The sequence below is a fragment of the Kitasatospora sp. NPDC004240 genome (assembly GCF_053603215.1).
This window is the reverse complement of the sequence record NZ_JBSGFD010000007.1, coordinates 37,458-50,271: the sequence shown is the minus strand read 5'-3', so window position 1 is coordinate 50,271 and position 12,814 is coordinate 37,458. Positions and strand designations below refer to the sequence as shown.

Here is a 12,814-nt window from a genome sequence, read left to right as displayed (position 1 = left end):
CCGTCCGTCGCGCTCCCTCCTTGCGGTTCTCCCATCCGTTCCCGTCCGTTCCCATCCGTACCGAGCAAGGACACGCAGTGCTGCAGCACACCGCCGTCGCCACGGCCCCCCGCCCCGCCGGCACCATCCGGCTCGGGTACCACGGCTCCCCGGTCCTGCCGCGCACCGTACTGCGACGGGCGGGGTTCCCCGCACACCTGGTCCGCCTGGTGGAGCACGAGGTGGCCGACCCTTTCCAGGACCTCAGGGCCGGCCGGCTCGACGTGATGGTGGTCAAGTTCGGGCTCGGCCGGGCCGAACCCGACGTGCAGCGCAGTCGCCCCGTCGGCCGTGACCCCCGTGCCGTCCTCGTGGCCGTGAATCACCCGCTGGCCGGCAGGGAGTCCGTCTCCGTCGAGGACGTCGCCGACCACGGTGTCTTCGACTGTCCCGGTGTGATGCCGCCCGCCGTCTGGGACGAGGCCGTGCCGCGCACCACGCCCGCCGGTCGCGTCCTGCGGCGCACCCACCCGCTCGTCGACGTGGCCCACATGGTCGCCGTGGTCGCGACGGGTGAAGCGGTCCACCTCTCGCTGATGTCGCTGGCCGACGTGCTGCCGCCGGGTGTCACCGCCGTGCCCGTCCACGATCTGCCGCCCGCCCCCGTGGCCCTCGCCTGGTGCACCTCACGCCCCCTTCCCGACAATGTCGTGCGGCTGGTGCGGGCGGCGGAGGCGGCCAACGACCCCGGCACCCCCGCGGCTCCCGCTGACGCGGCCACACGGTGACGGGTGCGGGCCGGCCGCCGGTGGTCCTGCTGCACGCGCTCACCCAGGACTCGTCGATGTGGGAGCCCCAGCGCCGGGCGCTGACCCGGCTGGGCCACCGAGTGCTCGCCCCCGACCAGCGCGGCTTCGGCCGCACGCCGCTCGGTGACGGCGAGCCCGGCATCGACCTGCTCGCCGACGACGTGGTCCGGCTGCTGGACGGGGAGGGCCTCGATCGCGCCGCCGTCATCGGCTCGTCCATGGGCGGCTACGTGGCCATGGCCGTCCTGCGGCGCCATCCGGACCGTGTCCGGGCCCTCGGCCTCCTCGCGAGCCGTGCCACCGCCGACTCTCCCGTGCACCGCGCCCACCGCGAGCGGACGGCCGCGTACTGCGTCGACGGCCGTGGCCGCGCGGAACTCCTGGCACGCCTCGTTCCCGCGCTGACGGGGAGGACCACCCGAACCACCAGGCCCGCGGTCGCCGCCCGGGTCAGGAGGACGGCGACGGCCTCCGACCCCGCCTCGCTCGCCTGGGCACTACGCGCGATCGCGGACCGGCCCTGCTCGCTGGCCGTGCTACGCGAAGCCCGCGTCCCCGCCGTGGTGATCGCCGGAGCGGAGGACGACCTCGTCCACCCGGACGAGATGCACGCCGTCGCGGACGCCCTCCCGCACGGGCACCTCGTCGTCATCCCCGACGCCGGGCACCTGCCGTCGCTGGAAACCCCCGAGCCCGTCACCGAGTCCCTGCACGGCCTTCTCCGAGGAACCGCATGCTGACCCAAGACCCCCAGCCCTCCACCCGCACCCCAGCCTCAGCCCCCGCCCCAGCCCCCGCCGCCTGGGCGTTCACCGCCTCCACCGGGCAGCCCTTCACCCATCGGTCGATCGTCGACGCGCACTTCGTCGCCTGCCGGGAGCCCTACCGCGCTCTGCTGGACCAGGCCGGCATCCAACCGGGCACGCACGTCCTGGACGCAGGGTGTTGCGGCGGCGACTTCCTGCCGTGGCTCGCCGAACTCACCGGCCCGCACGGGCGCGTCTCGGCCGTCGACCTGGCCCCGGAGCACGCGGCCCGCGCCGCGGCCCGGGTGCGGTCGGCGGACCTCGGCTGCCGGGTCGACGTCCGCCAGGGGGACGTCACCGGTCTGCCGTACGCGGACGACACCTTCGACGTGGTCTGGTGCTCGAATGCCGTCCAGGTCCTCACCGACGACGAACTGCGCGCCGCGCTCTCCGAGTTCCGGCGGGTCACCCGCCCCGGCGGGATCATCGCCGTCAAGGACGTCGACGCCCACGCCTTCGCCGCCCGGCCGGGGGACCCGTTCCTCTTCCCGGACCTGTTCCGGGCAGCCGCCGTCGCGCCCGGATACCTGCGGCAGGTGCTGCGCAACCGCGACCTGTACGTGTGGATGCGGGAGGCCGGGATCGGCGCGGTACGGCAGCGGACCGTACCCATCGAGCACTTCGCGCCCTTCACCGCCGAGGTCCGCGCGTACTACGCCCCCGCCTTCGCCGAACTCGCGGACCAGGCGGTGAGGCTCGGCCTGCCCGCCGCGGACTGGGCCGCCCTGCGCGACCCGGCCCATCCCCTGAGCCCGTTCAACCATCCGGACGGGTACGTCAGCGAGGGCAACGTGCTGGCCGTCGGTACGGCCTGATCCCGTCCTCACCGCCGGACGGCTTCCGGCCCGGGGAATCCCGGCGCCGCGCCTCGCGCACGACGCGCGGCGCCGGGGCCCCGTGGGGCGTTCCTCACCCGTCTCCCCTCGCGGGAGTGCCCTGGCCGGAACCGCCTTCGGAGGGGCGGCGGGTGTCAGCTCTTCCAGACGGTCGCACGCCAGGTCGTCGCGGTGCCGGCGGCGTCGGTGCCGACCGAGAAGCCGGCGATCACTCCGGCGTCGTTGATCGCGAACGCCGCGGCGTAGGGGCCGAAGGACGACGGCGGCAGCTGGACGACCGTACCGTCGGGCTTCCACAGCAGGGCCTTGTCCAGGGCGGGGTTACCGACCGGCGGCCATGCGTACCCGACAGCCGTCCCCCGGTTGTTGATCGCCAGGACCTCGCCGGCCGGCTCCGCCGGATTGGCGAGCACCGTCCGCGTGCCGTTCGCGCTCCAGCGGGCCGGGTCGCCGTTCGGGTCGTCCGTCAACGAGGCCCCGACGGCGGTGCCCGCCAGGTTGACGTCGTACCCGCGCCCGCGCCCGAGATCGCGGACGGTGCCGTCGGCCGCCCACACCAGGACGCGGTCGTACTCCGTACTCCCGGCGAGCCGGCCGTGACCGAGGACCACGCCGCTGTCGGTGATCCGGCTCGTCCGGGCGCCGACGAACCCCGCGGGGAGGGGCAGTACGCTCACGGCACCCGCCGCGTTCCAGCGCACGGGGTGCGCGGGGCCACCGGTGCCGTCGCGCTTCTCGGTCCATCCGACCGCCGTACCCGCATGGTTGATCGACGTCGCGGTGCCGCTGTCGTCGCCGGGCGGGACGGGCAGGTCGGTCCTGTCGCCATCGGCCTGCCAGCGCACGGGAAGGGAGCCGCCGTCCTGCTTCTGCGCGTCGCCGACGGCGGCCCCGGCGTCGTTGACCGCCGACGCGTTGCCGCTGATCGAACCGCCGGGCAGTGCCAGCCGCTTCGGGGTGCCGCCCGGGGTCCAGCGGACGGGGTGGGTGGGGGGCAGGGTGCCGTAGGACAGGCCGACCACCCATCCGCTGTCGCTGAGCGAGGTCGTGCGGCTGAACTGCTCACCGGGCAGCGGCGCCAGGCGGGTGTAGCCGGGACGGCCGGCGTTCCACCGGATCGCGAGCGGCCCGGTGGAACCGTCCAGGTAGTACTCGCCGATGATCGTGCCGCTGCTGTTCAGGCCCTTGACGAAGCTGTGGATCCCTCCCGACGGGATCGGGAGCAGCCGTGCGGCCGGTTGCCGTTCGGCGGGTGCGGCCACCGCCACGGGCGCCGAACCCATGAGGAGCAGGGCAGTCGCCGCCGCGGCGGCGAGGGTGGCACGTCGGGACATACGGGAGCGGGTCATCCGGACACCTCTGTCTGGTCGGTGACATGGACGTACATACAGGGGCACGTCGTCTGTTCCAGGCCGGCAGGGAATCCGCGCTTCGGATCAATTATCGGAATCTGTCCGCCAGTTGGAAGCCCGAACGTGGAAACGACTGGATTCGTACCCGTTGAACCCGGTCGACGTGACCCGCCGTCCGGTACCTCCGTCCCGCTCCGTGGGCGGCCCGGCCTTCGGGTGGCGGCGTTCCAGCAGCACCTCCGGTCCCATGGCGAAGGGCGCGGCCGACGAGCGGTGGGCGTCCTCCTCCGTCCCCGCACGGGAGGGTGCCACAGCGGCTTCCGGCCACCGCTCCCCACGCCACGCCACGCCGTGCCGTGCCGTGCCGTGCCATGCCACGCCTCGGGCCGGCTGGGGGCCGTCCGGATCACGAGCCGTGCGCTGCGATGCGCCTGCTCACCCATTGCTCCGGGTGAGTGCGCTCCAGCCGTGTTCCAGGAGATCGAAGGCCCGGGTGATGGCCTGCCGGGGAGTGTCGTGGGCGTGGGCCACGCGAGGGGCTTCGAGGGCGAAGTGGGCCAGGGCGGTGCAGACGGGGTCGTCTTCGGCGAGGCCGCTCTCCTCGGCGATGGCCCGGGCGAGTGCGGCGGTGTGGCGCAGCCACATGTTCTGGGCGTAGGCGCGTAGCGCGGGGGTGCCGGCCACCAGGTCGGTGAAGGCGGTGAAGCGGGGGTCACTGCCGGCGGAGGCCAGGCGGGTGGTCAGGGCGTGTTCGCGCAGTGCGGAGGGGATGGACCGGCCCTCGGGCCGTTCGCGGACAGCGGCGATCAGGCGGGCCTCCCGGTCGTCCTCCTCGTCGAAGACGAGGGCTTCCTTGACCGGGAAGTGCTTGAACAGCGTGGTGGTGGACACGTCGGCGGCGTCCGCGATCTCGCGGATGCCGACCTCGTCGTATCCGCGCTCCAGGAACAGGCGCAGTGCGGCGTCGGCGATGGCCTGGCGGGTGGCGGCCTTCTTGCGCTCGCGGCGCCCCATCGGAGCGGGGGCGGAGCCTGTCGCGGTGTCGGTCGTCGTGCTGGGCATACCGACACCCTATCTCTCCGGTTGACCGACTTCAAAAGTTGAGTTGTTGCACTTATTGAGTCGGTGTGTTTTTCTGGGGCGGCGGCTGCGAGGCACTGCCCGGGCCGCTCTTCCCGGCGAGGCCCGGCCATCCCGCCGACCCACCCATCCGCCGGGCACGACAGTCACGTCACGGCACTTCCGCACGGAACGAACGGAGCACTCCATGACCACCCCTCCCGCACCCCGCATCGCCATCATCGGTGCCGGCCCCGGCGGCCTGACGTGCGCCCGCATCCTCCAGCGGCACGGCATCGCAGTCGCCGTCTACGAGCGCGATGCCGGTCCTGACGCGCGTGACCAGGGCGGCACCCTCGACCTGCACGCCGACAACGGCCAGATCGCCCTGCGCGAAGCCGGCCTCCTGGAGGAGTTCTTCCGACTGGCCCGCCCCGAAGGGCAGGAGATGCGCCAGCTGGACCCGGCCGGCGCGCTCCTCTTCCACCACGTCCCCGAGCAGGGCGAGCGGTTCAAGCCGGAGATCGACCGCGGCCGGCTGCGCGACCTGTTGCTCGACTCGCTCCGGCCCGGCACCGTGCGCTGGGGCCACACCCTGCAGGGCATCAGCGGCCCCGCCGAAGGCCCCCGGCACCTGCACTTCGCCGACGGCGGCACCGTCGAGGCCGACCTCGTCGTCGGCGCCGACGGCGCCTGGTCCAAGGTCCGCCGTGCCGTCTCCCCGGCCACCCCCCGGTACAGCGGCGTGAGCTTCCTGGAGGCCTGGTTCCACGACGCCGCGACCCGGCACCCCGACATCGCCGAGCTCGTCGGCCAGGGCAGTGCCGCCGCGGCCGACGGCGAGCGCGGCCTGTTCGCCCAGCGCAACAGCGGGGACCACATCCGCGTCTACCTCATCCAGCGCGTCCCGGCCGACTGGATCAACGCCGAGGGCCTCACCCCCCAGGACACCGACGGCATCCGCGCCCTCCTGCTGGAGCGGTACCGGGACTGGTCACCCCGCCTGCGCCGGCTGATCACCGACAACGACGGCCCGTACGTCGACCGCCCGATCTTCGCCCTTCCCGTCCCGCACACCTGGGAGCACAACCCCACGGTGACCCTGCTCGGCGACGCCGCCCACCTCATGCCCCCGCTCGGCGTCGGCGTCAACCTCGCCATGCTGGACGCCTGCGAACTCGCCCTCGCCCTCGCCCACCACGACACCGTCGACGAGGCCGTCCGCGCCTACGAGAACGGCATGCTTCCACGCTCCACGGAGACGGCCCGGCTCCTCGACGGCGCCGCCGACGACCTGCTGTCCACCGAGCTGCCCGACTTCGCCACCGCGGACCACCGCTGACCGTCCTCGGCGTCGCCGGCCGAAGCGGTCGGCACTTGCCCAGGGTGTGCAGCGTGCCCACGAGGACGAACGCGCGTCAGGGCGCGGGGGTCAGTGAGGCTCGAAGGGCGCCGCCGTGTGCCGCTCGGTGGTTCCACCGCCGTTCGGGAGCCCCGACTCACCGATCCTCGACGACGGCGTCGACCCGCCTCACGAACTCCGGCAGCAGTTCCTCGGGCATCGTCAGTGACACCCGGACCTCCGCCGCGAGCGTATTGCCGGTCAGCTCCGCCTCGGCGTAGCACGGCACCCGCTTGTCGCGCAGCCGTTCCAGCAGCGGCTTCAGCCTCGCCGAGGTCTGCCGACTCAGCTCCCCGACCACGCCGCCGTCGATGAGCACGACCACGATGGATATCACCGACCGGGGGCCGGGGCGGTCGACCAGGTTCAGCTGCGCATGGGCGAACGCCCTTCCCGGGAAGTACGCCCTGTCCAGCAGCGGGACGAGGACGTCCATGTGCTCGGCTTCCTTGCCCACCTGGAACCACCGGCCGGGCGGCAGGACCAGCTGGTCCGCCGGAGCCTGGACGATGGGCACGAGCCTGCCGGGCTCGGCCATGTCGAGGGAGACGCGCGCCGTGAAGTCCTGCTGCTCCCTGCGCCACCAGAGTCGTGCGGGGCATTGCGCGATGTAGCCCCAGCTCTCGACGGCCTTCAGCTCGGGCTGGTAGGCCGGAGCGTGCTCCCGGGGGAGGTAGCCGACGAGGCCCTCGTCGATGATCACCTGGATGGCATCCCGGTCATGCGGGTTTCGAGGCTCACGGTGCAGCTCGGCGACCAGCAGCTTCTCACCTGCGGGTTCCGGGCCGGCGAGTCGGCTGAGCTCGACGTCGTGGTAGGACTCACCCACCACCTGCTGGCGGAAGTACCCGGCCCCGTGGAGGTGCCAGGCTGCCCCCGCCGGCTTCCTCGGCGGTCGGTCGGTCGGGATCACCGGGGATGCCGGGCTGTCCGCCGCGACCGCGTCGGACGGGGGTGTCGGGAGTGTCGGTGTGACGATGCCGAGCAGCACCTTGTGGAGTGTTTCGAACTCGGATCGGTGCCTGCGGGTGAAGTAGAGCCGGTAGCGCTGCCCGTCCCGGGTGGGCACGTCGAGATGGCCGTGGGACATCAGCCCGGGAGGCTTGAGAGTCGGCAACGTGATCTGGGTCGCCGGTACGACCAGGTGGTCGGTGCCGAGCCTGCCACGCTCGATGGCATTCATCGGCCGGACATGCAGCCAGGATCCGTCGAACTCCACTCTGATCCCGTGCCCGTCCATATGTCCACTCCACACCGCCGGCACCGTGATCGCCACCAGGAAGGGGGAGTGGTGTGGCCGGGCCGCTGGACCCGGGACGCGGTGTTCATCCGCTCCGAGCGGGTGGCGGAGCGAGCGTGTCGGGCCCCGGACTGCCTCTGCTGTCCGGGGCCCGACACGTTTCGGACAATCCGGGGTCCCGGCCGGATGGCGCCGACATCAAGGCCGCGTCAAGGTTCCGGGCGCACCCGTATGGACGGCATCAGAGAACCGCTGCGCGCCCCCGACCGGCTGGTTGGCTGCTTCCGCCGGCCTTCCTCCGGCGCCGTGACCGCCTCTTCGGGGCAGGCCGCGGCATCCCCATGACCGCTCTGGTGGAGCCCATGTCCGATCTCATCCACGTCGCCGTCACGGTCGCCGTGTTCGGCGTCATCGCCCTGATAGCGCGGGGGGTGGAGAAGCTGTGAGCGCGGAGAACGCCGCAGGTCTCATCGTCGCCGTCGCGCTCGTCGGCTACCTCGTTCTGGCGCTGATCCACCCGGAGAAGTTCTGACATGAGCTCCACTGCTGCGGGCTGGTCGCAGTTCCTCGCGCTCGTCGGAGCGCTGGTGCTGTGCTACCGCCCCCTGGGCGACCACATCGCCCGCATCCTCACCACCTCGAAGCACCTGAGAGCCGAGCGCGGCCTGTACCGGGTGATCGGTGTGGACGGCGACGCCGATCAGCGCTGGCCTGCCTACCTGCGCTCGGTGCTGGCGTTCTCGGCGGTCTCGGTTCTCTTCCTCTACGGTCTGATCCGCCTCCAGCAGCACCTGCTGCTGGGCCTGGGCGTCGAGCGGATGCCCGGCCACCAGGCGTGGAACACCGCGATCTCGTTCGTCACCAACACCAACTGGCAGTCCTACAGCGGTGAGTCGGCGATGGGCCATCTGGTGCAGATGGCCGGGCTGGCGGTGCAGAACTTCGTCTCGGCGGCGGTCGGCATCGCGGTCGTGGCGGCGCTGATCCGCGGCTTCACCCGCAACCGTACGGACCGCCTCGGCAACTTCTGGGTGGACCTCACCCGGATATCCCTGCGACTGCTGCTGCCGATCTCGGTCGTCTTCGCCCTCGCCCTGGTCGCCACCGGCGTGGTGCAGAACTTCCACGGCTTCCACGAGGTGGCGACCCTGGCCGGCGACCCGCAGGCCGTACCGGGTGGGCCGGTGGCCTCGCAGGAGGTCATCAAACTGCTGGGCACCAACGGCGGCGGCTTCTACAACGCCAACTCGGCGCACCCGTTCGAGAACCCGAGCGGGCTGAGCAACGTTCTGGAGATCTTCCTGATCCTGCTGATCCCGTTCGCGCTGCCGCGGACCTTCGGCCGGATGGTCGGGGACGACCGGCAGGGCTTCGCGATCGTCGCGGTGATGGGCCTGTTCTGGGTGGCCTCGGTGGTGCTGATCACCTTCTTCGAGGCGCGGCACTCCGGCACGGCGATGAGCGCGGCCGGCGGGGCGATGGAGGGCAAGGAGCAGCGGTTCGGCATCGCGGCGTCCGGCCTGTTCGCGGCGTCGACGACGCTGACCTCGACCGGTGCGGTGAACTCCTTCCACGATTCGTACTCCGCCTTCGGCGGCGGGTTGACGATGTTCAACATGATGCTGGGCGAGATCGCGCCCGGCGGGGTGGGCTCGGGCCTGTACGGGATGCTGGTGCTGGCGATCGTGGCGGTCTTCGTGGCCGGTCTGATGGTCGGGCGCACCCCGGAGTACCTGGGCAAGAAGCTGGGCGGGCGGGAGATGAAGTTCGCCTCCCTGTACATCCTGACCACGCCGACGATCGTGCTGGTCGGCACGGGTGTGGCGACGGCGCTGCCCGGTGAGCGGGCCGGGATGCTCAACTCCGGTGCGCACGGCTTCTCCGAGGTGCTGTACGCGTTCACCTCGGCGGCCAACAACAACGGCTCGGCGTTCGCGGGCATCACGGTGAACACCGACTGGTACGACACGGCGCTGGGTCTGGCGATGGCGTTCGGCCGGTTCCTGCCGATGGTGTTCGTGCTGGCGCTGGCGGGCTCGCTCGCCCGGCAGCAGCCGGTGCCGGTCACCCCGGGCACCCTGCCCACCCACAAGCCGCTGTTCGTGGGCCTGCTCTCGGGCGTCGTCCTGATCGTCGTCGGCCTCACCTACTTCCCGGCCCTGGCACTCGGGCCGATCGCGGAAGGTCTCTCCTCCTGATGTCCACCCTTACCCCTGTACCGGTCGACACGACCGAGGCTCCGGCTCCCCACAGAGTCGTCCCCAGTGGGCTCCTCGACCCGAAGCTGATCGTGACGTCCCTGCCGGACGCGGTGAAGAAGCTCGACCCCCGGGTGATGGTCAAGAACCCGGTGATGTTCGTGGTCGAGGTCGGCTCGGCGGTCACCACCGTCTCCGCGCTCGCGAACCCGTCGGTGTTCGCCTGGTCGATCACCCTCTGGCTCTGGCTGACCACGGTCTTCGCCAACCTGGCCGAGGCCGTCGCCGAGGGCCGCGGCAAGGCGCAGGCCGACACCCTGCGCAAGGCCAGGACCGACACCATGGCCCGCCGGCTCACCGGCTGGCCCGCCTCACGGGCCGAGGAGGAGGTGCCCGGCACCGCCCTCGGGCTCGGTGACCACGTCGTCGTGGAGGCCGGGCAGATCATCCCCGGCGACGGTGACGTCGTCGAGGGCGTCGCCTCCGTGGACGAGTCCGCGATCACCGGTGAGTCCGCGCCGGTGATCCGCGAGTCCGGCGGCGACCGCAGCGCGGTGACCGGCGGCACCAAGGTGCTCTCCGACCGGATCGTGGTGAGGATCTCCTCCGAGCCGGGCAAGACCTTCATCGACCGGATGATCGCCCTGGTCGAGGGCGCCGCCCGGCAGAGGACCCCGAACGAGATCGCCCTCAACATCCTGCTGGCCTCGCTGACCATCGCCTTCCTGATCGCCGTGGTCACCCTGCAGCCGATGGCCACCTACGCGGGCGCCCCGCAGCCGATGATCGTGCTGGTCGCCCTGATCGTGGCGCTCATCCCGACCACCATCGGCGCGCTGCTCTCCGCGATCGGCATCGCCGGCATGGACCGCCTGGTGCAGCGCAACGTCCTGGCGATGTCCGGCCGCGCCGTCGAGGCCGCGGGCGACGTCAACACCCTGCTGCTCGACAAGACCGGCACCGTCACCCTCGGCAACCGTCAGGCGGCCGAGTTCCAGCCGGCCAGGGGCGTCACCGTCGAGGAGCTCGCCGACGCCGCACAGCTCTCCTCACTCGCGGACGAGACCCCCGAGGGCCGTTCGATCGTCGTCCTGGCGAAGACGGAGTACGGCCTGCGGGCCCGCGCCCAGGGCGAGTTGACCCACGCGACCTGGGTGCCGTTCACTGCCCAGACCCGGATGTCGGGCGTGGATCTGGACGAATCAGAGGGTGCGGAGCGCAGCGACTCGGACAAGGGTGGCGGCGGGCGACGGGTGGGCGGCGTCCACCAGGTCCGCAAGGGCGCGGCCGTCGCCGTGTCCGACTGGGTCACCGAGAACGGCGGCAAGGTCACCGACGAGGTGTCCTCACTGGTCGACGGGATCTCCGCCGTGGGCGGCACACCGCTGGTCGTCGCGACGAAGACCGGGGACAGGCCGGCTCGCGTTCTGGGGGTCATCCACCTCAAGGACGTGGTCAAGGAGGGCATGCGCGAGCGGTTCGACGAGCTGCGCCGGATGGGTATCCGCACCGTCATGATCACCGGCGATAACCCGCTGACCGCCAAGGCGATCGCGGAGGAGGCCGGCGTGGACGACTTCCTCGCCGAGGCCACCCCCGAGGACAAGATGGCCCTGATCAAGAAGGAGCAGGCAGGCGGCAAGCTGGTCGCGATGACGGGTGACGGCACCAACGACGCCCCCGCCCTCGCCCAGGCCGACGTCGGTGTCGCCATGAACACCGGGACCATGGCGGCCAAGGAGGCCGGCAACATGGTCGACCTCGACTCCAACCCGACCAAGCTGATCGAGATCGTCGAGATCGGCAAGCAGCTCCTGATCACCCGCGGCGCGCTGACCACCTTCTCCATCGCCAACGACGTCGCCAAGTACTTCGCGATCATCCCCGCGATGTTCGCCGCCGTCTACCCGGGCCTCGACAAGCTCAACATCATGGGCCTGCACAGCCCCCGGTCCGCGATCACCTCGGCGATCGTCTTCAACGCCCTGGTCATCGTCGGCCTCATCCCGCTCGCCCTGCGCGGCGTCAAGTACCGCCCCTCCGACGCCAGCTCCCTGCTGCGCCGCAACATCGGGATCTACGGGTTCGGCGGCCTGGTCGTCCCCTTCATCGGGATCAAGCTGATCGACCTCGTCGTCCAGTTCATCCCCGGCCTGAGCTGAGAGAGGAGAAACGCATCATGTCCAAGCCCCTGCCCACCACCGTGCGTACCCACCTCACCGCGTTGCGGATGCTGCTGGTGATGACGGTGCTCCTCGGCCTCGCCTACCCGTTGCTGATCACCGGCATCGGCCAGACGGTCTTCACGGACAAGGCCAACGGCTCGATCGTGAGGACGGCCGACGGCAAGGAGATCGGCTCCGCCCTGCTGGGCCAGAACTACGACCTGCCGAAGCAGAACCCGGAGGACCCGGACGAGACGGCGCAGCCGGACCCGCAGTGGTTCCAGCCGCGCCCCTCCGCCAACGGCTACGACCCCAAGGCCTCCGGTGCCTCCAACCTCGGCCCCAACAGCGAGGACCTGGCCAGGACGATCGAGGAACGCCGGGCCGCGGTCGCCGCCTTCGACGGCGTCGACCCGGCGAGCGTCCCCGTGGACGCGGTCACCGCCTCCGGCTCCTCCCTCGACCCGCACATCTCCGTCGCGTACGCCAAGGAGCAGGCCAACCGGGTCGCCAGGGAGCGCAACCTGCCGGTCGACGCGGTGAACAAGCTCATCGAGGAGTACACCGAGGGCCCCTCGCTCGGCTTCCTCGGGCAGGAGGGCGTCAACGTGGTCCTGCTCAACACGGCACTCGGCGAGCAGAAGTGACCTCGCGCCGTACGACCGGGTAACCGGACCGGCCCGGGCACGGGAGAACACCCCCGCGCCCGGGCCGGTCCGCCCGTATGCGTGTACCCCCGACCGGCCCCTCGGACGAAAGAGCAGCGCCCATGGCCCGCGACCTCACCCCCGGCACCGTGCACCGCCGCGGCCGGCTGAGGGTGTACCTCGGCTCCGCCCCCGGTGTCGGCAAGACCTACCGGATGCTGGACGAGGCCCACCGCAGACAGGAACGCGGCGCGGACGCGGTGGGTATGGGTCCATCGGTCACCGTTCACCGTCCATGAGGCACCCCGCGGGCGCGCGGGC

Annotated in this window: 11 protein-coding genes and 1 pseudogene; 9 read left to right on the top strand and 3 right to left on the bottom strand. The window is 71.8% G+C overall.

The features are described 5' to 3' along the window. The first annotated feature begins 77 nt into the window (after positions 1-77). From ACWEQL_RS03520 to ACWEQL_RS03510, 3 genes are read left to right on the top strand one after another with little or no spacing between them, the layout of a single operon-like run. Positions 78-767 carry a LysR substrate-binding domain-containing protein gene (locus tag ACWEQL_RS03520; protein ID WP_452148482.1) on the top strand — a complete coding sequence of 230 codons (690 nt, stop codon included), beginning with the start codon at positions 78-80 and terminating at the stop codon, positions 765-767. Then, complete coding sequence (locus ACWEQL_RS03515; RefSeq protein ID WP_452148481.1) at positions 764-1,528, top strand: alpha/beta fold hydrolase; 765 nt, start codon at positions 764-766, stop codon at positions 1,526-1,528. Before ACWEQL_RS03520 ends, ACWEQL_RS03515 begins: the two co-directional genes overlap by 4 nt. Then, the gene (locus tag ACWEQL_RS03510; protein WP_452148480.1) at positions 1,522-2,409 is read left to right on the top strand and encodes a class I SAM-dependent methyltransferase; all 888 of its coding nucleotides are present in this window, start codon (positions 1,522-1,524) and stop codon (positions 2,407-2,409) included. Before ACWEQL_RS03515 ends, ACWEQL_RS03510 begins: the two co-directional genes overlap by 7 nt. 155 nt (positions 2,410-2,564) lie before the next feature. Here the strand turns inward: ACWEQL_RS03510 and ACWEQL_RS03505 are convergent, their stop codons facing one another. Both ACWEQL_RS03505 and ACWEQL_RS03500 read right to left on the bottom strand, forming a co-directional pair. Then, positions 2,565-3,779, bottom strand: a complete 1,215-nt coding sequence (locus tag ACWEQL_RS03505; protein ID WP_452148479.1) for a hypothetical protein — start codon at positions 3,777-3,779, stop codon at positions 2,565-2,567. Positions 3,780-4,217: 438 nt separating this feature from the next. Next, complete coding sequence (locus ACWEQL_RS03500; RefSeq protein ID WP_452148478.1) at positions 4,218-4,844, bottom strand: TetR/AcrR family transcriptional regulator; 627 nt, start codon at positions 4,842-4,844, stop codon at positions 4,218-4,220. Positions 4,845-5,049: 205 nt separating this feature from the next. Between ACWEQL_RS03500 and ACWEQL_RS03495 the strand changes: the two genes are divergently transcribed. Then, a complete protein-coding gene (locus ACWEQL_RS03495) occupies positions 5,050-6,183 on the top strand; it encodes an FAD-dependent oxidoreductase (protein ID WP_452148477.1) in 1,134 nt (377 codons plus the stop codon). A gap of 157 nt (positions 6,184-6,340) precedes the next feature. Here the strand turns inward: ACWEQL_RS03495 and ACWEQL_RS03490 are convergent, their stop codons facing one another. Then, positions 6,341-7,426, bottom strand: a complete 1,086-nt coding sequence (locus ACWEQL_RS03490; protein ID WP_452148476.1) for an HIRAN domain-containing protein — start codon at positions 7,424-7,426, stop codon at positions 6,341-6,343. 499 nt (positions 7,427-7,925) lie between these two features. Between ACWEQL_RS03490 and kdpF the strand changes: the two genes are divergently transcribed. The 5 genes and pseudogenes from kdpF to ACWEQL_RS03465 all read left to right on the top strand — a co-directional run. Next, positions 7,926-8,015: a K(+)-transporting ATPase subunit F gene (gene kdpF, locus ACWEQL_RS03485; protein ID WP_452148475.1), complete on the top strand. Its 90-nt coding sequence runs from the start codon at positions 7,926-7,928 to the stop codon at positions 8,013-8,015. Between the two features lies 1 nt (position 8,016). After that, positions 8,017-9,681 (top strand): potassium-transporting ATPase subunit KdpA, encoded by a 1,665-nt coding sequence (gene kdpA / locus ACWEQL_RS03480; RefSeq protein WP_452148474.1) that lies wholly within the window; start codon positions 8,017-8,019, stop codon positions 9,679-9,681. Continuing rightward, positions 9,681-11,843 (top strand): potassium-transporting ATPase subunit KdpB, encoded by a 2,163-nt coding sequence (gene kdpB, locus ACWEQL_RS03475; RefSeq protein ID WP_452148473.1) that lies wholly within the window; start codon positions 9,681-9,683, stop codon positions 11,841-11,843. Before kdpA ends, kdpB begins: the two co-directional genes overlap by 1 nt. Before the next feature lie 17 nt (positions 11,844-11,860). Further along, on the top strand, positions 11,861-12,493 hold the full coding sequence (gene kdpC / locus ACWEQL_RS03470) for a potassium-transporting ATPase subunit KdpC (RefSeq protein WP_452148472.1): 633 nt from the start codon (positions 11,861-11,863) through the stop codon (positions 12,491-12,493). Between the two features lie 122 nt (positions 12,494-12,615). Next, positions 12,616-12,756 (top strand): annotated as a pseudogene (locus ACWEQL_RS03465) (hypothetical protein); the annotation flags it as partial. Positions 12,757-12,814: the final 58 nt, after the last annotated feature.